The sequence below is a fragment of the Rhodococcus sp. A14 genome (assembly GCF_011603105.1).
Taxonomy (GTDB): Bacteria; Actinomycetota; Actinomycetes; order Mycobacteriales; family Mycobacteriaceae; genus Rhodococcus_F; species Rhodococcus_F opacus.
Window position 1 is genome coordinate 1 of the sequence record NZ_JAAOQS010000055.1, and the last position, 17,581, is coordinate 17,581.

The 17,581-nt window shown below is 68.1% G+C and carries 16 protein-coding genes, 6 tRNA genes and 1 pseudogene; 11 read left to right on the top strand and 12 right to left on the bottom strand.

Annotated elements, in window-relative coordinates; genetic code table 11:
- The 10 genes and pseudogenes from G9373_RS25525 to G9373_RS25570 form a co-directional block, all read right to left on the bottom strand.
- Positions 1-156, bottom strand: a pseudogene (locus G9373_RS25525) (pyridoxal 5'-phosphate synthase lyase subunit PdxS); the annotation flags it as partial.
- A gap of 150 nt (positions 157-306) precedes the next feature.
- The gene (locus G9373_RS25530; protein WP_054248400.1) at positions 307-1,329 is read right to left on the bottom strand and encodes an NUDIX domain-containing protein; all 1,023 of its coding nucleotides are present in this window, start codon (positions 1,327-1,329) and stop codon (positions 307-309) included.
- Complete coding sequence (locus G9373_RS25535; RefSeq protein ID WP_054248401.1) at positions 1,326-2,453, bottom strand: glycosyltransferase family 4 protein; 1,128 nt, start codon at positions 2,451-2,453, stop codon at positions 1,326-1,328. The genes G9373_RS25530 and G9373_RS25535 overlap by 4 nt, the downstream gene beginning before the upstream one ends.
- Complete coding sequence (locus G9373_RS25540; RefSeq protein ID WP_005565695.1) at positions 2,450-3,355, bottom strand: phosphatidylinositol mannoside acyltransferase; 906 nt, start codon at positions 3,353-3,355, stop codon at positions 2,450-2,452. Before G9373_RS25540 ends, G9373_RS25535 begins: the two co-directional genes overlap by 4 nt.
- On the bottom strand, positions 3,352-4,017 hold the full coding sequence (pgsA, locus tag G9373_RS25545; RefSeq protein ID WP_005565703.1) for a phosphatidylinositol phosphate synthase: 666 nt from the start codon (positions 4,015-4,017) through the stop codon (positions 3,352-3,354). The genes G9373_RS25540 and pgsA overlap by 4 nt, the downstream gene beginning before the upstream one ends.
- 79 nt (positions 4,018-4,096) lie before the next feature.
- Positions 4,097-4,672, bottom strand: coding sequence for an HIT domain-containing protein (locus G9373_RS25550; RefSeq protein ID WP_005240964.1), 576 nt, complete (start codon positions 4,670-4,672; stop codon positions 4,097-4,099).
- Positions 4,673-4,677: 5 nt separating this feature from the next.
- Positions 4,678-6,735 (bottom strand): threonine--tRNA ligase, encoded by a 2,058-nt coding sequence (gene thrS, locus G9373_RS25555; RefSeq protein WP_005565704.1) that lies wholly within the window; start codon positions 6,733-6,735, stop codon positions 4,678-4,680.
- Positions 6,736-6,830: 95 nt separating this feature from the next.
- The gene (locus G9373_RS25560) at positions 6,831-7,256 is read right to left on the bottom strand and encodes a TIGR02611 family protein (protein WP_005265467.1); all 426 of its coding nucleotides are present in this window, start codon (positions 7,254-7,256) and stop codon (positions 6,831-6,833) included.
- 106 nt (positions 7,257-7,362) lie between these two features.
- Complete coding sequence (locus tag G9373_RS25565; RefSeq protein ID WP_005565705.1) at positions 7,363-8,568, bottom strand: RtcB family protein; 1,206 nt, start codon at positions 8,566-8,568, stop codon at positions 7,363-7,365.
- A 155-nt stretch (positions 8,569-8,723) separates the two neighbouring features.
- Positions 8,724-8,795: transfer RNA gene (locus G9373_RS25570), tRNA-Val, on the bottom strand.
- Positions 8,796-9,037: 242 nt separating this feature from the next.
- On the opposite strand from G9373_RS25570, the gene G9373_RS25575 reads away from it, so the two are divergent.
- The 5 genes from G9373_RS25575 (at position 9,038) to G9373_RS25595 (ending at position 9,519) form a co-directional block, all read left to right on the top strand.
- A tRNA-Gly gene (locus G9373_RS25575) sits at positions 9,038-9,110 on the top strand.
- Between the two features lie 24 nt (positions 9,111-9,134).
- Positions 9,135-9,205, top strand: a tRNA-Cys gene (locus G9373_RS25580).
- A gap of 1 nt (position 9,206) precedes the next feature.
- Positions 9,207-9,278 (top strand) — tRNA-Val (locus G9373_RS25585).
- Between the two features lie 77 nt (positions 9,279-9,355).
- Positions 9,356-9,428, top strand: a tRNA-Gly gene (locus G9373_RS25590).
- 16 nt (positions 9,429-9,444) lie between these two features.
- Positions 9,445-9,519 (top strand) — tRNA-Val (locus G9373_RS25595).
- A 73-nt stretch (positions 9,520-9,592) separates the two neighbouring features.
- On the opposite strand, the gene G9373_RS25600 is transcribed toward G9373_RS25595, so the two are convergent.
- On the bottom strand, positions 9,593-10,081 hold the full coding sequence (locus G9373_RS25600) for an alpha-isopropylmalate synthase regulatory domain-containing protein (RefSeq protein ID WP_005264007.1): 489 nt from the start codon (positions 10,079-10,081) through the stop codon (positions 9,593-9,595).
- Between the two features lie 446 nt (positions 10,082-10,527).
- Between G9373_RS25600 and G9373_RS25605 the strand changes: the two genes are divergently transcribed.
- Genes G9373_RS25605 through G9373_RS25615 form a run of 3 tightly spaced genes read left to right on the top strand, consistent with a single transcriptional unit; the run spans position 10,528 to position 12,732 of the window.
- Positions 10,528-11,748 carry an MFS transporter gene (locus G9373_RS25605; RefSeq protein WP_054248403.1) on the top strand — a complete coding sequence of 407 codons (1,221 nt, stop codon included), beginning with the start codon at positions 10,528-10,530 and terminating at the stop codon, positions 11,746-11,748.
- A 22-nt stretch (positions 11,749-11,770) separates the two neighbouring features.
- On the top strand, positions 11,771-12,205 hold the full coding sequence (locus tag G9373_RS25610; RefSeq protein ID WP_005565707.1) for a hypothetical protein: 435 nt from the start codon (positions 11,771-11,773) through the stop codon (positions 12,203-12,205).
- Positions 12,202-12,732: a GNAT family N-acetyltransferase gene (locus tag G9373_RS25615; protein WP_005240947.1), complete on the top strand. Its 531-nt coding sequence runs from the start codon at positions 12,202-12,204 to the stop codon at positions 12,730-12,732. The genes G9373_RS25610 and G9373_RS25615 overlap by 4 nt, the downstream gene beginning before the upstream one ends.
- A 9-nt stretch (positions 12,733-12,741) precedes the next feature.
- Here the strand turns inward: G9373_RS25615 and zapE are convergent, their stop codons facing one another.
- Positions 12,742-13,758 (bottom strand): cell division protein ZapE, encoded by a 1,017-nt coding sequence (gene zapE / locus G9373_RS25620; RefSeq protein ID WP_039950688.1) that lies wholly within the window; start codon positions 13,756-13,758, stop codon positions 12,742-12,744.
- Positions 13,759-13,792: 34 nt separating this feature from the next.
- On the opposite strand from zapE, the gene G9373_RS25625 reads away from it, so the two are divergent.
- From G9373_RS25625 to G9373_RS25635, 3 genes are read left to right on the top strand one after another with little or no spacing between them, the layout of a single operon-like run.
- Positions 13,793-14,581 (top strand): pyrimidine reductase family protein, encoded by a 789-nt coding sequence (locus tag G9373_RS25625; RefSeq protein WP_133986592.1) that lies wholly within the window; start codon positions 13,793-13,795, stop codon positions 14,579-14,581.
- Between the two features lie 14 nt (positions 14,582-14,595).
- On the top strand, positions 14,596-16,161 hold the full coding sequence (locus tag G9373_RS25630) for an alpha/beta hydrolase (RefSeq protein WP_133986591.1): 1,566 nt from the start codon (positions 14,596-14,598) through the stop codon (positions 16,159-16,161).
- A gap of 34 nt (positions 16,162-16,195) precedes the next feature.
- On the top strand, positions 16,196-17,536 hold the full coding sequence (locus G9373_RS25635; protein ID WP_005565718.1) for a glycosyltransferase family 87 protein: 1,341 nt from the start codon (positions 16,196-16,198) through the stop codon (positions 17,534-17,536).
- Positions 17,537-17,581 lie beyond the last annotated feature (45 nt).

Sequence of the window (17,581 nt, forward strand, 5' to 3'; positions counted from 1 at the left end):
CTCGAGCGCCATGACCGCCACCGCACCGGCGTCCTCGGCGATCTTCGCCTGATCGGGGGTGACGACGTCCATGATGACCCCGCCCTTCAACATCTCGGCCATGCCACGCTTGACGCGCGCCGTACCGGTGGTGGGGGTGGTGTCGGGGGTGCTCACAGCGAACTCCTGGGTTGTGGCGTGGATTGATTCGATAGCGGCACGCGTGAACGACGACGTTCACGCTGCAGTACCCGATTCTAGGACGAGCGGCAGTCCACTTCCGTAGCCAGTCCGCGATTGCTGGCTTTCTTCGGACTCCCGGGCGGCTCAGGTGATCGCGCGCACCTCGGGTTCGTCCGCGGCCGAGGCCACCGCGCCGGCTTCGTCGAGGAGATCCGCGAGATCGTGCGGGTACACGGCTTCACCTGCCGCCGCCAGTTCACGAACCGTGTCCGCGGTGCACCACCGGTGACCGGTGATGGTGCGGTTCTCGAGTTCGGTGAAGCCCCCGTGGTGCGGCTCGAACCCGTCGGTGCGCAGCGCGAAGAACAGCTCCTCGGAGCGGATGAGCTGCCCGTTCCACGAGAAGATGGCCACCCGACGCCACATGGGTCCGCGCAGCTGTTCGGGCGACGCGGTGTGCCCGGTCTCCTCGGCGATCTCCCGGACAGCGGCCGCCCGCAGGTTCTCCCCCTTCTCGACGGCGCCGCCGATCGTGAACCAGTAGTAGACGTCGGGGACGGTGGGGTCGTGACCCCGGAGCAGCAGGACCCGGCCCTGGCCGTCGAGCAGCACCACCCGGGCCGAGGTCCGGACGGAGTCGAGTGACAGACCCTCGGTGACCGCCGCGGCGGACGAGCGTTCGGTGATCTCGAAGTAGGTCGGCAGCGGGGCCGTGCCCCCGAGGTGCAGCCATCGGACGGGTCGCCGGGTGCGGAGTGCGAGGGTGTCGCGGACGGCGTCGTTGTGGAATCGGCGGGCGATCAGTACCCGCGCCTCCGCATCGGCGAGTTCCGCCACCAGCTGGGGGCGCAGGGTGTCCGGGTCGAGGGACGAGAGCGCACTGGACAGTGCGTTCTCGGCGATCTCGCGGTCTGCCCGGTCCGACCGTTCCGCCCGGGCCGACAGCGCGGCCAGCGACCTGCCCTCGGGTGGGTCCATCGCCGCGGCGGCCGCCCGCACGACCACCGCCCGGCGCGCGAGGGCCGCGTCGAGGGCCTGCCAGGACAGATCGGAGCGGACGTGCAGTCGGTCGAGGCGGTTGGCCGTCCCGTACGCCCACAGGCCGATCGCCAGGACGACGGCTGCGACCAGGGCGAGAACCAGGATCGTGAGGGCGGAGAACGTCACGAGCCGACCTCCCGGACGCCGTCGCGGCCGACAGTGACCGTCTCGTAGACGCGCAGGATCTGTTCGGCCACCACCGGCCAGTCGTATTCGGTGACCACCGTCCGAGAGAAGTCGGTGAGCGCGGCGCTCCGCTCGGGGTCACCGAGCACCGAGTCGATCCCGGCGGCGAGCGCCGCCGCATCCCCGACCGGCACCAGGACGCCCGCCTGCCCGTCCCGCAGGACGCGGCGGAACGCGTCCAGTTCGCTCGCCACGACGGCGGCACCCGCGGCCATCGCCTCGACCAGCACGATGCCGAAGCTCTCACCGCCGAGGTTGGGTGCGCAGTACACGTCGGCGCTCCGCAGCGCCGACGCCTTCTCGGCGTCGTCGACCTGGCCGAGCAGACGCAGGTGCCCGAAGACGGGGCCGGCCTCCCGGCGCAGCTTGTCCTCGTCGCCGCGGCCGACCACCAGCACCTCGAGGTCGGGATACTTGTCCACCAGGGTGGGCAGCGCCTTGAGAAGCACCGCCATGCCCTTGCGGGGCTCGTCGTAGCGTCCGAGGAAGAGGATGGTCTTTCCGGGACGCGGGTAGCCGGGCAGCGGCTCGGCGTTCGCGAACGCCGAGACGTCGACGCCGTTGGGGATTTCGACCGCATCGGAGCCGAGTGATTCCACCTGCCAGCGTCGCGCGAGTTCCGACACCGCGATGCGGCCGCTGATCTTCTCGAGATAGGGCTGGAGCACACCCTGAAACGTGCTCAGCACCAACGACTTCGTGGTCGACGTGTGGAAGGTGGCCACGATGGGCCCCTCGGCCACGCGCATGGCGAGCATCGACAGGCTCGGCGCGTTGGGCTCGTGGATGTGCAGGACGTCGAAGTTGTTGTCCGAGATCCAGCGCCGCACGCGGGCGCTCGCGGCGGGGCCGAAACTCAGCCGGGCCACCGAGCCGTTGTAGGGAATGGCGAGGGCGCGGCCCGCGGAGACGACGAAGTCGGGCAAGTCGACGTCGTCGGAGGCCGGCGCCAGGACGCTCACCTTGTGCCCGCGCTCGATCAGGACCTCCGCGAGGTCGACGACGTGAGCCTGCACTCCGCCCGGGACGTCGAACGAGTACGGGCAGACCATTCCGATCTTCACGAGTTCTCCATGCGGGAGAGCCTTGCCTGGGACAGGTCGGAGAGCCACAGCGGCTGAAGCATGTGCCAGTCCTCCGGATGTGCCGCGATGTTGGCCTCGAACCGGTCCGCCAGTGCCTGGGTCGCCGCGGCCACCCCCGCGGTGGTGTCGATCGGCGGGTCGATGCGGAAACCCCACCCGCGGTCCGTGAACCAGCAGTGCACCGGCAGTAGCGGCGCGCCGGTGTCGATCGCCAGCTTGGCGGGACCGGCGGGCATCCGCGTCGGTTCCCCGAAGAACGTCACGGGGACACCCTTCTTCGCCAGGTCGCGTTCACCGAGGAGGCACACGATCCCGTTGTCCCGCAGTCGGGCCGACAGTTCCACGAACGGTGGGTGCTCTCCCCCGCTGAGCGGAAAGATCTCGAAACCGAGCCCTTCGCGGTAGTCGACGAACCGCTGGTACAGCGACTCGGGCTTCAACCGCTCGGCGACCGTGGACAGACCGCCCCAGTGCTGGGCGCACCACACACCCGCCATGTCCCAGTTTCCACTGTGCGGCAGCGCCAGAATCGCGCCCCGGCCGGCTTCTTTCGCGGCGTCGAGGTGCTTCTGCCCCTCGATCAACTCGTCGAGGGCCGCGCCGGTCTTCACGAGGTCCATCGAAGGCAGCCGGAAAGCTTCCCGCCAGTAGCGCGCGTAGGACCGCATCGAGGCCTGCATCAGGGTGTCCGGCACCTCCGCGGCGGGCACACCCAGCACACGGGCTAGATTGCGGCGCAGCTGCTCCGGTCCGCCGTTCCGGACGGCGAAGTCGGCTCCCCTGTCGAACAGGGCGACCGCGACCTTCTCCGGCAGCGCGCGAACCAGCCGCCAGCCGATCGCGTACCCCAGGTCACTGATGCGTTCCGACACGCCGCTCACTGCTCGCTCGCCTGTCCGTCTGCCGGCGTCGTGTCCGTCGGCGGCAGGGGCAGCACGTCGCGCGCGCCCGGCGACCGGCGGACCGCCAGTACCCGCTGGAACACGGTGATGATGCTGCCCACCGACAGCAACCACATCGCGACATGAATGGCCCACGGGACTCCGAGCCCCGTGACGCCGGCTCCGACCAGCACGATGATCAGCCGATCGGGTCGTTCGATGAGTCCGCCGTCGGCGGACAATCCACTCGCCTCGGCGCGCGCCTTCGCGTACGAGATCACCTGCGAGGTGACGAGGCACAGCAGGGTCGCGATCAGCAGCGGCTTGCTGTTCTCGTGATAAACCGCCCACCAGGCGAGACCGGCGAAGATCGCACCGTCGGCCACCCGGTCGCAGGTGGCGTCGAGAACGGCGCCGTACCGGGTGCCACCGCCGCGGGCGCGGGCCATGGCACCGTCGAGCATGTCGAACATGACGAACAGCCAGATGAACATCGCTCCCCAGAACAGATGTCCGCTGGGAAACAGCGTGACCGCGCCGGCCACGGTCGCCACGGTGCCGATGACGGTGACGGAATCGGGAGTGAGCCCGGTCTTCACCAGGGCCTTCCCCAATGGCGCCGTCACCTTGGACACGGATGCCCGTCCGAAGAAGCTCAGCACCTCTCCACCCCGTTCTTCACTTCCTGCCAGGAACCCCGAACGCGTGAGTCAGCGACTCGCGCGTCATTCATCTATCGAGTCATTCATTCCAGGCCTTCGCCAGCAGCCCCCGGGTCTCGCGCAGCAACTGCGGCATGACCTTGACCCCGGCGAGGACCGTGATGAAGTTCGCGTCCCCGCCCCAGCGCGGAACGATGTGCTGATGCAGGTGCTCGGCAAGCGAACCGCCCGCCGCCGCACCGAGATTGAGGCCGACGTTGAAACCGTCCGGCCGCGACACCCGCTTGATCACGCGCAGAGCCTGCTGCGTGAACGACATCAACTCGGCGCTCTCCTCTTCCGTCAGGTCTTCGAGCGCCGCGACCTTGCGATAGGGAACGACCATCAGGTGCCCCGGGTTGTACGGGTACAGGTTGAGCACGGCGTAGACGTGCTCACCCCGGGCGACGATCAACCCGTCCTCGTCGTCCATCTTCGGGATGTCGATGAACGGCTCGTTCGGGGTGTCCCGCGACTTCGGCGCCTCGGCGATGTACGACATGCGGTGCGGCGACCAGATCCGCTGAAGGTGATCGGGTTCGCCGGGGCCACGGTCGACGAGGCGGCCGGGGCCGCCGAGCATCTCGTCGGCCGTCACGTCGTCACCTCCGGTCATGTGCGTCACCCTTCCTTACCGGGTTGCAGCAGTTCCGCCGTCGGCGAGGCGTTCTCGCGGCGACTGATCCAATCGGTGACGATGCGCACGGCGTCGTCCACGGGTACCCCGTTGACCTGGGTGCCGTCGCGGAATCGGAAGCTGACGGCGCCCGCCTCGACGTCGCGCGCACCCGCCAGCAACATGAACGGCACCTTCTGCGCCGTGTTGTTGAAGATTTTTTTCTGCATGCGGTCGTCGCTCGCGTCGACCTCGGCGCGGATACCGGCCGCCTTCAGCCGCTTCACCACGTCGAAGAGGTGGTCGGCGAACGTCTCCGCCACCGGGATACCGACGACCTGGACGGGCGCCAGCCACGCCGGGAACGCACCCGCGTAGTGCTCGGTGAGCACGCCGAAGAACCGTTCGATGGAACCGAACAGGGCGCGGTGGATCATGACCGGACGCTGCTTGGTGCCGTCGTTGGCCGTGTACTCGAGGTCGAAACGCTCGGGCAGGTTGAAGTCGAGCTGAATGGTCGACATCTGCCAGGTGCGGCCCAGGGCGTCCTGCACCTGCACCGAGATCTTCGGTCCGTAGAACGCGGCGCCGCCCGGATCGGGGACGAGGTTCAGCCCCGACGACTCCGCGACCTCGGCGAGCGTCGCCGTCGCTTCCTCCCACACGGCGTCGTCGCCGACGAACTTGTCCGGGTTCTTGGTGGACAGCTCGAGGTAGAAGTCGTCGAGACCGTAGTCCTTCAGCAGGCCGAGGACGAACTGCAGGGTGGTCGCCAGTTCGTCGCGCATCTGCTCGCGGGTGCAGTAGATGTGCGCGTCGTCCTGCGTCATGCCGCGTACGCGGGTGAGTCCGTGGACGACACCGGACTTCTCGTACCGGTAGACCGAACCGAACTCGAAGAGCCGCAACGGCAGTTCGCGGTACGACCGGCCGCGGGAGCGGAAGATCAGGTTGTGCATCGGGCAGTTCATCGGCTTGAGGTAGTAGTCCTGGCCCGGCTTGCGCACGGTGCCGTCCTCGTTCAGCTCCTCATCGATGTGCATCGCCGGGAACATGCCGTCGCGGTACCAGTCCAGGTGACCCGACACCTCGTAGAGATGCCCCTTGGTGATGTGGGGGGTGTTGACGAACTCGTAGCCCTCCTCGACGTGCCGCTTGCGGGAGTAGTCCTCCATCTCGGTGCGGATGATCCCGCCCCGCGGATGGAACACGGGCAGTCCGGAGCCGAGTTCGTCGGGGAAGCTGAACAGGTCGAGTTCCGACCCCAGCTTGCGGTGGTCGCGGCGCTCCGCCTCGGCGAGCAGTTCCAGGTGTTGCTCCTGCGCCTCCGCCGACTCCCACGCGGTGCCGTAGATGCGCTGGAGATCGGCGTTGTCCTGGTTACCGCGCCAGTACGCCGCCGAACTGCGGGTGAGCTTGAACGCCGGGATGTGCTTGGTGGTGGGGATGTGCGGGCCGCGGCACAGGTCGCCCCACACCTTCTCGCCGGTCCGCGGGTCCAGGTTGTCGTAGATGGTGAGCTCGTTGCCGCCCACCTCCATGATCTCCGGATCGTCGATTCCCGACTTGTCGTCGATCAGTTCGAGCTTGAAGGGCTCCTTCGCCAGCTCGGCGCGCGCCTCCTCGAGCGACTCGACGACCCTGCGGGAGAACCGCTGCGACCCCTTGATGATCTTCTTCATCCGCTTCTCGAGGCTCGCGAGGTCGTCGGGGGTGAACGGGCGATCGACGGCGAAGTCGTAGTAGAAGCCGTCCTTGATCGGCGGACCGATGCCCAGCTTCGCCTCGGGGAATTCCTGTTGGACGGCCTGCGCGAGCACGTGGGCCGCCGAGTGGCGGATGACGCTGCGGCCGTCGTCGGTGTTCGACGCGACCGGCTCGACGTCGACGTCGGTGTCGGGCACCCAGGACAGGTCCTTGAGCTGGCCCTCCGCGTCACGGACCACGACGACGACGTCCGGGCCCTTGCTCGGGTAGCCGGCCTCCCGAACCGCGGTACCGGCCGTAGTCCCCGCGGGCACCCGGACGAGGGCGGCTGGGGCGGCGGATGCGGGGGTGCTCACGGCGATGTTCTCCTAGGTGAGGTGTGCGGTGCAGACATGGTGAATGTGCCAGCCCATGTTATCGGCCCAGCAGTCACACCCAACCACGCGTCCGGCTAGAGCGGGCTCTCCAGCCACGGGTAGTCGAGGCCGATCCACGTTCCGACGAGACCGAACGTGCCGAGCAACCACAGCGTTGCGAGGACGACGGCACACGTCAGCAGCGCACCCGCCCCCTTGACCACCAGCGACTGCCGCGAGAACCAGTCCATGAACTTGTCGTATCGCCGGCGCGCATAGTGCAGCAGCCGGTGGGCCCACGCGAACTCGGATGCGAGAATCCCGAGCCCCGCGAACACGATCAGCCAGCCGGGGCCGGGATAGGGAATCGCAACGATCCCGGCGGCCAGCACGAGAGCGCCGATCACCCCCACCGCGATGCGGTACGCCAGGTTGAGGCTCGGCCGCGCGGCGATGTGTGCTCGCCACCGGTGCCAGCGGCTCTCCACTTCCTGGAACGGGGACAGATCCGAGTCGTCCACGTTCTCGGGCGCGGGTCCCGGCCGAGCTTCTCCGCTAGTCACCAGTCCACCCTACCGACCGCGACCTGCGGCGGCGCGTCGTCGCACTGCCACACACGCTCGCGGGTCATCCCTTCACACAGACGACCTGCCGCAGGTGGGCCACGACCTCGACGAGATCGGCCTGCGCTTCGATCACCTGCTCGATGTCCTTGTAGGCGCCGGGGATCTCGTCGATCACGCCCGCGTCCTTGCGCGATTCGACTCCGGACGTCTGCCGCACGAGGTCGTCGACGGTGAAACGCTTCTTCGCCTTCGTGCGGCTCATCGTCCGTCCCGCCCCGTGTGACGCCGAATTGAAGGACAGCTCGGAGCCCAGGCCCCGCACCACGTAGGAACCGGTGCCCATGGAGCCGGGGATGAGTCCGAGATCACCCCGACCGGCCCGGATCGCGCCCTTACGGGTGACGAGCATCGGCTCGCCGTCGATGATCTCCTCCGACACGTAGTTGTGGTGGCAGGAGATCGGCTCGTCGAACCGCACCGTCCTGCCGGGCAGGGCCTGCCGGAACGCCTGCATCACCAAGGTGAGCATGACGGCACGGTTGCGGGCCGCGTACTCCTGCGCCCACGTCAGGTCGTGGCGGTATGCGTCCATCTCCTTGCTGCCGGCGAGGAACACCGCGAGATCGCGATCGACCAGCCGCTGGTTGTGCGGCAACGCCCGCGCCACCGCGATGTGCCGCTCCGCCAGTTCCTTACCGATGTTGCGCGACCCGGAGTGGAGCATCAGCCAGACCTCGTCGGCGTCGGACAGGCACACCTCGATGAAGTGATTGCCGCCGCCGAGCGTGCCGATCTGCTTCATCGCCTTGGACTCGCGGGACTGGACGCCGGAATGCAGGTCACCGAATTCCTGCCAGAAGCGGTGCCATCCCGTCTTCACTCCCCCGGCGTCCGTGACATCGAGGGCGCCGACGTTCACCGAACGCTCGTGCATGGCGAACCCGACCGGCACCGCACGCTCGATGCGCGACCGCATCGACCGGAGGCTGTCGGGCAGATCGTTCGCGGTCACATCCGTCCGGACCGCCGTCATTCCGCACCCGATGTCGACGCCGACCGCCGCCGGGGCGACCGCCGCCCGCATCGCGATGACCGAACCGACCGTCGCACCCTTGCCGACATGGACGTCGGGCATGACCCGCACCCCGTGGACCCATGGCAGGTCGGCCATGTTCCGCAGCTGCTGCAACGCAGCCTGCTCGATGGTCCACTCTTCCGCCCACATCAAGGTGGGCGCGGTGGTGCCTTCCAGCCTCACGGGGAACATGGGACTCAGTCCTTCGATAGCGGATCACCCGGGAAATTTCGGCCGGCTGAGTTCATTGTCCGCCGCCCCGACGAGCCGGAACAACCGATTATCGGGGTGGGCACACGAAAAAGAAGAGGGCGTTTCCGCTTTCGGAAACGCCCTCTTCTTGTCTGTGGTCCCGGCTGGGATCGAACCAGCGACCTCCCCGGTGTGAACGGGACGCTCTTCCACTGAGCCACGGGACCGAAGCGCGCCAAACACTCGCGCTCGAACGAGTTGGAACATTAACACGACCGAGCGGTCGAACGAAAATCACGTCGTTGGGATTCGTGTCGACCCCCGCCCGCGGCACGTCCGCGACCCGGCGTCGTTCATGCGTAGTTCACCGCCTGATGCCTTGACCTGCAGATTTGTAACTATCGCGGATGGTCGGCTAATGTTCTCAACCGCACCACGGAGAACATTCTCCGCGAGTTACACGGTGCATGCGGACGTGGCGCAGCTGGTAGCGCACAACCTTGCCAAGGTTGGGGTCGCGGGTTCGAATCCCGTCGTCCGCTCGAGAGGTTGGACTCAACCTTCACGGTGGAGTGGCCGAGTGGTGAGGCAACGGCCTGCAAAGCCGTGCACACGGGTTCGATTCCCGTCTCCACCTCGCGCGATTAGCTCAGCGGGAGAGCGCTTCCCTGACACGGAAGAGGTCACTGGTTCAATCCCAGTATCGCGCACCGAGATAGATGATAGATGCACGACTGTTTTACTTGCTCGACCAGTGACGGCCCCCAGCCCGGGGGCTTTCACGAATGCGGACGTGGCGCAGCTGGTAGCGCACAACCTTGCCAAGGTTGGGGTCGCGGGTTCGAATCCCGTCGTCCGCTCTCTTTTCTCCATCCCGCGCGATTAGCTCAGCGGGAGAGCGCTTCCCTGACACGGAAGAGGTCACTGGTTCAATCCCAGTATCGCGCACCAGTTCACTTTCAACCGAACAGTTCACGACAGTGCGGCCCCGGTCATCGACCGGGGCCGCACTGTCGTTCCGGTGTCAGGCGGGCTGGAGCCGGTTGGCGCCGGAGATCATCGCGCGCAGAGTCGATTCCGTGTGGGATTCACCGATTCCCATCGCCCAGAGCCGGATGCCGTCGCGCTCGCAGAGCAGGAATGTCGCGGTTCGGTGCCCGATCTCGTGCTGATGAAAAGACAGGATCTCCATCGCACACCCCGCGTCGTACAGCATCGAGGTCATGGCGGCCACCGGGCCGGGCGCGCTCGCAGCGGTCTTGCGGATCGATTCGCCGATACCGAGTGTCGCTTCGAAATCCCACATTCCGGGGCCCGTCTTCGTTTCCGACCAACTGCCCAGACGGAACGGTCCGCTGGACGGCGCGTAGACGGCCTCGAACGCGGACCACGCCATTCCGGCGGATTCGGTGCGGAGTTCCCGCGGCAGCGGCTTGCCGTGGCGCGCGGCGAAGGGGTCGGCGGCCGGTGTCGCCGAGGGAAAGGGTGAAGCGAAAGAAGGGTTGGTACTCATTCTCGTGGTCTTCCTGAAAGAAGGGAGGACCAACGCGTAGCTCAACGACCCGCAGCGAGGGGTCGGTCCGTATCAGACCCCGCTACGGCGGAGAACTACGAGAATGCGCTGCATGGATGACACTGTAAGCGACACCGTCCGCATAGACAACCCCGTTCACGCTGTCGCGCCGGCCACCCGGTGACGGGCGGGTGACGAAATCGTTACCACCGCATCTGGAACGTGAGGAATTCCTCATGTATCGTCGAATGTGCCATCCACCCCCCCGATGGCAATGAGCCCCAGCCATGACCCCCCATCCAAGGCTGGGGCTCAGTCTTGCTCCGGGACCTCACGCGTCCCGTGCTTTCAGGACATTTCGTCCGTCGATTCGGAGAACGCTGCACATCCCCGCAAAGTATTGGACACTCGTCCAATCGGATGTTCCCGACCGAAGGCCGACACCCATGACGGATTCACCAGGCGCAGATGCGTCCGCGGACCACCGCTCGGCACGGATCGCCGCAGCGGGCGCATTCGGCCTGCAGGGTTTTCTCCTCGCGGCCGTCCTCACGCAACTGCCGCAGTACCAGGACCGATTCGGTTTCGACGACACGGTCATCGTGGTCGCCGTCGTGACGGTGTCTCTCATCGCCGGGGCGGGAAGCGTCCTCGCCGAGCACCTGGCCCGCCGATTCTCCAGCAAGTCGGCCCTGCAATTCGGGCTCGCGACCATCGCGACAGCCGGTGGCGCGCTCGGTTTCGGCCCGAATACCACGGCCTTCTTCGTCTGCCTGTCCGTGTACGGCGCCGGACTGGGCATCGTCGACGCTGCCGCCAACATGCAGGCGGTGTCGATCCAGCACGCGTACGGCCGCTTCATCCTGTCGTCGTTCCACGCGGTGTGGAGCGTCGGCGCGATTGCGGGTGCACTCTTCGTTGCCGCCGCCTCGGCCCTCGGCGTGAGCGTCGCCGCCGCGCAACTGGTGGCGGCGCTCGTCGTGGCCGTCGGTCTCGCCGTCTGCAGCCCCCGGCTCCTCGTCCGTCAGCAGTCGGCAGGCACCGCCGTGCCGGCGACCGGCCCTGCGCCCGTGCCGGTTCCGATTCGAGCACTGCTGGCGCTCGGTACCGCGATGGCGTTGTTCTACGCCATCGATTTCGGTGTCGGCAACTGGTCTGCGCTGTACGTCCGGAACGTTCTGCTCGCGGATGCCGGCACGGCCGCCCTGGCATTGGCCGCATACCAGTGTGCGGCTCTGGTGTCGCGACTGACCGGCGACTTCTGGGTGGCGAAGTACGGCGAGATTGCCGTCGTCCGTGTGGGTTCGGCGGTCGGTGTCGCCGGATTGACGGTCGTCGTCCTCGCCCCGTCGCCGGTCGTCGCGATTGCCGGATTCCTCGTCGTGGGCCTCGGCGTGCCGGTCGTCGCTCCCCTGTGTTTCAGTGCCGCCGGGCGGCTGGCACCCTCCGGCCAGGTGGACGACGTCGTGGCGCGGATCAACCTGTTCAACTACGTGGGAACCCTCGTGGGCGGCGCGATCGTCGGCGGCGTCGCCGCGGCGACCAGCCTGCGGATCGGGTTCGTGGTCCCGCTCCTGTTCGCGGTGGGGCTCGTCCTGCTTGCCCCCGCGTTCGCCCCGGACCGGGACCGGGACAAGCAATCCGAGTGGGTCCCGGATCGCGACTGACGGCAGATGTTCTACTTAGGACATGCCGACTTGGGGATGGTTCGTGATCGCCGTGGCGATCGTCTACGTCGCAGTTCTGGTCTCGTCACGATCCGCTCGTGGCGGCTCACACACCCCACACGACCTGCATCCCGCATCGACGTGGCGTCACCTCGACGACGCCGCCCGGGACGAGGTGACGTGTCTGCTCGACCGGGGCCGGACGATCGAGGCGATCAAGATTCTCGTCGCGCGGGACGGGATCGGCGTGCGGCACGCGAAGGCCACGGTCGAGTACGGCCGGCTCCAGGCCCGGCCGGTCCCCGCCGGAATCCGCTCCTGCGGAGACACCTCGCCGATCGAGGGCAGGCTCCGCGACCTCGAGAGTGAGGGCAAGACCATTGCGGCGATCACCCTGCTGCGGGACAGTACGGGAATGACACTTCGGGAAGCGAAGGACGCGGTGGACCAGCTGTGACAGTCGAAATAGACCCGGCGGGGATCTGGGATTCCGAGGCGATCGCCGACGTCGCCGCGGCAACGTTCCCGCTCGCGTGCCCGCCCGGGGCGACACAGGACGACATCGCCGCTTTCATCGACGACGTGCTGTCGGCCGAACGGTTCTCGGAATACCTCACCGACCCGAACCGCACCGTCCTGAAGGTCACGCACGGCGGGGCGATCGTCGGCTACGCGATGCTGATCGACGGTGAACCCGCCGACCCGGACGTCGGCAGGGCCGTGACTCTCCGGCCGACCACCGAGATCAGCAAGCTGTACGTGCTGCCCGGCAACCACGGGACCGGCGTCGCGTCCGCCCTGATGGACGCCATCGTCGAACGCGCCGTCGCCGCGGGGTGCGCCGGGTTGTGGCTCGGCGTCAACCAGGAGAATGTGCGCGCTCAGCGCTTCTACGCGAAGCACGGATTCACGCAGGTCGGAACGAAGACCTTCCTCGTCGGCACCCAGCTGCACCACGACTTCGTGATGCAGCGGGCACTGTGACGGGCTGCGTCAGCTCGCGGCGACCTCGAAGCGCGACAGCGCCAGCAGGCGCGACGTGGCACGCAGGTACTTCTTCCGGTACCCGCCGGACAGCATCTCGGGAGTGAAGATCGCGTCGAGCTTGGCCCCTGCCACGGTGACCGGGATGCTCGCGTCGTACAGGCGGTCGGCGAGGACAACCAGGCGCAGCGCGACCGACTGGTCCTCGGCGGGGTGGACGCCGTCCAGGAACACGGCCGGAATGCCCTCGACCAGCTTGTTGTAGCGGGACGGGTGCAGCGTGCTGAGGTGCTTGCACAGCGCGTCGAAGTCGTCGAGCGTGGCGCCGGGGACGCTGTCGGCGCGCTCGGCGAGCTCCTCCGAGGAGATCGGGTCCGGGGCCGGCGGCAGGTCGCGGTGCCGGTAGTCGGGTCCGTCGACGCGGATCGTCTCGAAGATCGAGCCCAGCTTCTTGATCTCCCGCAGGAAGTCCTGCGCGGCGAATCGGCCTTCGCCGAGCTGGCCGGGCAGCGTGTTCGACGTCGCCACGATCGACACGCCGCGCGCCGACAATTCCGACAGCAGGCGGGACACCAGCATGGTGTCGCCCGGGTCGTCGAGTTCGAATTCGTCGATGCAGAGGACGCTGTGGTCGGACAGCTGCTCGACGGCCTTGTTGAAACCGAGGGCACCGACGACGTGCGTCAGCTCCACGAACGTGCCGAACGCCTTGGGCGACGCGACGCTGTGGAAGATCGAGGCCAGAAGGTGGGTCTTACCGACGCCGAAACCGCCGTCGAGGTAGAGACCGGCACCGGTGGCCTGCGTCTTCTTCCCGAACAGGCCGCGTCGCCCGCCACTGCGGATCTTCACGACCTTCTTCGCGAACTCCTCCGCCGTCTGGACCGCGGCGGCCTGGCTGGGTTCGGCGGGATCGGGGATGTACGACGCGAAGCTCACCTCGTCGAACATGGCCGGGGGCACCATCTGAGCTACCAACTGATCAGCCGGTACCACGGGGCTGCGATCGACAAGACGTGCATGCATACAAGCAGGGTATCCACGTGTTGTGATCACCAACATGCACCGTGTACATATTGCGACATTTTTCACACCGGACAGTCCGCCCACTCGGGAGGAGCCCAGTGAATCGACCGCGAACGCGCTGCGCGAGCTGTATGCCTACCCGGCGGAGACGGCGCGGCCGTGGGTGCGCGTCAACTTCGTGAGCAGTATCGACGGCGCCGTCTCCGTCGACGGCGTCAGCGGGGCGCTCGGCACACCCGCGGACAGGCTGGTGTTCGAGACCCTGCGGGAGCTGGCCGATGTCGTGCTGGTCGGGGCCGGAACCGTCCGGGCGGAGAACTACGGCGGGGCGCGCGTCGGCGCGGAGGGCAGGCGACGCCGGGTGGCGTCGGGAATGCCGGAAGTACCGCCGATCGCCGTCGTGTCTGCTAGCGCCCACCTCGACCCGCAGTCACGCCTGTTCACCGACACCGAGGTGGCCCCGATCGTCGTCACCTGCACGGACGCCGACCCGGCCCGGGTCCGGGCTCTCGCCGACGCGGGTGCGCGGATCGTGACGGCCGGCGAGGGGCAGATCACCGGCGACGGGCTGATCGCCGCCCTCGAGGATCTCGGGCTGCGCCGCGTGCTCTGCGAGGGCGGCCCGAGCCTGTTCGGGCAGCTGACCGCGGACGACGCCGTCGACGAGGTCTGCCTGACCACGGCGCCCGTGCTCGTCGGCGGGACCGCGGGTCGCGTCGCCACCTCGCCGGGTGCCCGGATCACCGCGATGACTCCCGCGCACATCCTCACCGACACCGACGGCACCGTCCTCACCCGATGGGTGCGGCTGCCCCGCCCGTAGAGGAACCTGGCAGGGTGGTCGCCATGCGCAGATCGGTGTTGCTCGCAATGGTTCTCGTGGTGTGCAGCGCGTGCGGAGCCGGACCGTCCAACCGGCCGCACGTGGCGGTCGAACGCGAGGGCGGCGGCAGCGAACCCACCGCGACCGAGACCGAGAACCCCGACGCTCCCCCGCCCGTGTTGCAGACCCCGAAGAACGATCTGGCGTGGACCGACTGCACGCAGAGCACGCTCGGCGCCCTGGGCCCGGGAACGACACCGCCGGCCGGGCTCGTCTTCGAATGCGGCTCGTACGAGTCGGCCGTCGACGAGAGCGGCACCCTGCCCGGCTCCTTCACGATGGGTGCGATGCGGGCACGACTCGCCGACACCCCCGAGAACGCGGCCCCGCTGGTGCTCACGACGGGATCGGACCGCTCGTCGACCGCGACGCTCGCAGCGCTGAGCACCGGCGGTCTGACATCGCTGCTGTCGACGCGACCGGTGGTCGCGGTGGACCGCCGCGGGATCGCCTCCTCGCAGGAGATCGAATGCCTCACCCCGGAGCTCCGCAGCAGCCTGGCGAATCTCGGGCAGTTCGACCCGGGGACGGGTGACCAGGTCGACAAGGTGACCGCGCTGGGCCGCGACGCCACCATCGCGTGCACCGACTACCTGCAGCCGCAGGAACTCGCGTTCGACAGCACCCACGCCGCCGACGACATCGAGGAACTGCGCCGCACCTGGGACGTCGATGCGCTCGGGATCCTCGCCACCGGCAACGGCAGTGCCGTCGCGCTCAGCTACGCCGCCAAGTACCCCGATCGGGTCGGCCGGCTCGTCCTCGACTCTCCCGCCGTCACCACGGTGGATGCCGCGACCGTCACCGAGCAGCAGGTCGCGGGTCAGGAGGCGGCGTTCGACTCGTTCGCCCGCCAGTGCACCGCCCTGAACTGCTCCCTGGGCGCCGATCCCCGCGCCGCGATGACCGACGCCGTCACCCGCGCCGCGAACGGCCAGCTCCCGCGGGTCTCCGCGAACGCCCTCCTCACCGCGGTGTCCGGGTCGCTCGCTGCGGCGGGCGGCGACCAGCAGGGCCGCGTCCGCGCCCTGTCCGATGCGGTGTCAGCCGCCCTCGCCGGAAACACGGCACCGATCCTCGCGGCGGTCGCGCAGGCCGAGGCGGCCTACGAGAGCGACGGCCAGTTCATCACCCGCTGCACGGACGGCCAGCAGTGGCCCGCACCCGACCGGGTCCGCGAACTGCAGAAGCTGTGGGGCGAGCGGTTCCCGCTGTTCGGCCCGAACGCCGCCGTCGGACTGCTCGCGTGCACCTCCTGGCCCGCGACCGCGCCGCCCGCCCTGCCCGGCGAGCTGACGCTGCCGGTCCTGGTGCTGAGCGGCACCGCCGACCCGGTCGTCGGGAACGCCGGGGTGGGAACGGTGACCGGGGCCGTGTCGAGCGCGGGCGCCGCGACGGCGACGGTGACGTGGCACGGCAGCGGCCACCCCGCCACCCATTCGGACTGCGCGCAGAAGTCGATCGTCACCTACATCGCGGACGGCGTGCTGCCCCCGGACGGCAGCGCCTGCCCCGCCTAGCCGAGGTGGCCCGCCCGACACCCACAGGGGGTGCGTGACCGCACGTCAGAGCTTCTCGGTGTACCGTGCCGTGGTGTTCCTTCGACAACTCGAACCGCGCACCGGGCGGACTGCCAACGAGGTCATCAACTTCGCGCTGTGGCCGATCGCCGTCATGACAGTGCTGCATCGAGTGGTCGTCAAGGCGGTCAACGGGTACATCACCGACGACTTCCGCCCGGTCTACAACGCTGCGCTGGCCTTCCTCAACGGGCGGCCCGTCTACACCGCCAACTTCAACTGGGTCGATCCGCATTACCTGTATCCGCCGTCCGGCACGCTGCTGATGGCGCCGATCGCGGTGATCGACCCCGAGAAGTCCCGGTGGTTGTTCATCATCGCCAACGCGATCGCCATCGTGATCGCGTTGTACCTGCTCCTGCGGCTGTTCGGCCTGGGATTGAACTCCATCGCGGCCCCGATCCTGCTGCTCGCCACGTTCTCCTCCGAGACCGTCACCAACACCCTCGTCTTCACCAACATCAACGGCCTGGTCCTGCTCGGCGAGATCGCGTTCCTCGTGTTGCTGATGAAGCGCAAGGACATGTGGTCCGGTGTCGCCATCGGACTGACGTTCGCGGTGAAACCGATCCTCGCCCCACTCCTGCTGCTGCCTCTGGTGCGCGGCCAGTGGAAGGTGTTCGTCACCGCGATCGGCATCCCGCTGATCCTCACCGCCGTCGCGTGGCCGCTGTCCGCTGACCCGATGGACTTCGTGCGCCACACGGTGCCGTATCTGATGGAGTCGCGCGACTACTTCAACAGCGCGATCGTCGGCAACGGCAAGTACTACGGCCTCCCCACCGCCCTGATCTGGGCCCTGCGCGGTGTCTTCACCGCCATCGTGCTCAGCTCCCTGTGGCTGCTCTACCGCTACTACCGCCACGACGAGCTGTTCTTCGTCGTCACCACGTCGGGGGTTCTGCTGACGGCGTCGTGGCTGCTCGGCTCGCTGGGCCAGATGTACTACTCGATGATGCTGTTCCCGCTCCTGATGTCCGTGGTGCTGAAGAATTCGGTGATGCGGAACTGGCCGGCGTGGCTGGCCGTGTACGGGTTCATGAGTTACGACAGCTGGCTGTCGAGCCGGTTCATCGAGGCCGGCCGGACCGCCGAGTACATGAAGACCACGCTGGGGTGGAGCCTGATGCTGCTCGTGGTCTTCGGTGTGCTGACCGTCCGCTACGTCTCGGCGCGGCGCGAGGGGCGACTCGACCGGGGCATCGACCCGGCGTTCCTCCTCGAACCGCACGAGAAGGCCGCCCCCGACATCTCGCCGCGGGAACCGGAACCGGACGAGCAGCCGCAGGTCGAGTCGGCCACCGCCAAGACGTAGGCCCCGTCACGCGCCGGGCGTCGCGGCCGGAATCGGCGAAACGTA

Excerpts from the sequence above, each read along its gene's own strand:
- G9373_RS25625 (WP_133986592.1), top strand. The coding sequence starts at position 13,793 with ATGCACCGTGTACATATTGCGACATTTTTCACACCGGACAGTCCGCCC.
- G9373_RS25605 (WP_054248403.1), top strand. The coding sequence starts at position 10,528 with ATGACGGATTCACCAGGCGCAGATGCGTCCGCGGACCACCGCTCGGCA.
- G9373_RS25565 (WP_005565705.1), bottom strand. The coding sequence starts at position 8,568 with ATGTTCCCCGTGAGGCTGGAAGGCACCACCGCGCCCACCTTGATGTGG.
- zapE (WP_039950688.1), bottom strand. The coding sequence starts at position 13,758 with ATGCATGCACGTCTTGTCGATCGCAGCCCCGTGGTACCGGCTGATCAG.
- G9373_RS25610 (WP_005565707.1), top strand. The coding sequence starts at position 11,771 with ATGCCGACTTGGGGATGGTTCGTGATCGCCGTGGCGATCGTCTACGTC.
- G9373_RS25550 (WP_005240964.1), bottom strand. The coding sequence starts at position 4,672 with ATGACCGGAGGTGACGACGTGACGGCCGACGAGATGCTCGGCGGCCCC.
- G9373_RS25600 (WP_005264007.1), bottom strand. The coding sequence starts at position 10,081 with ATGAGTACCAACCCTTCTTTCGCTTCACCCTTTCCCTCGGCGACACCG.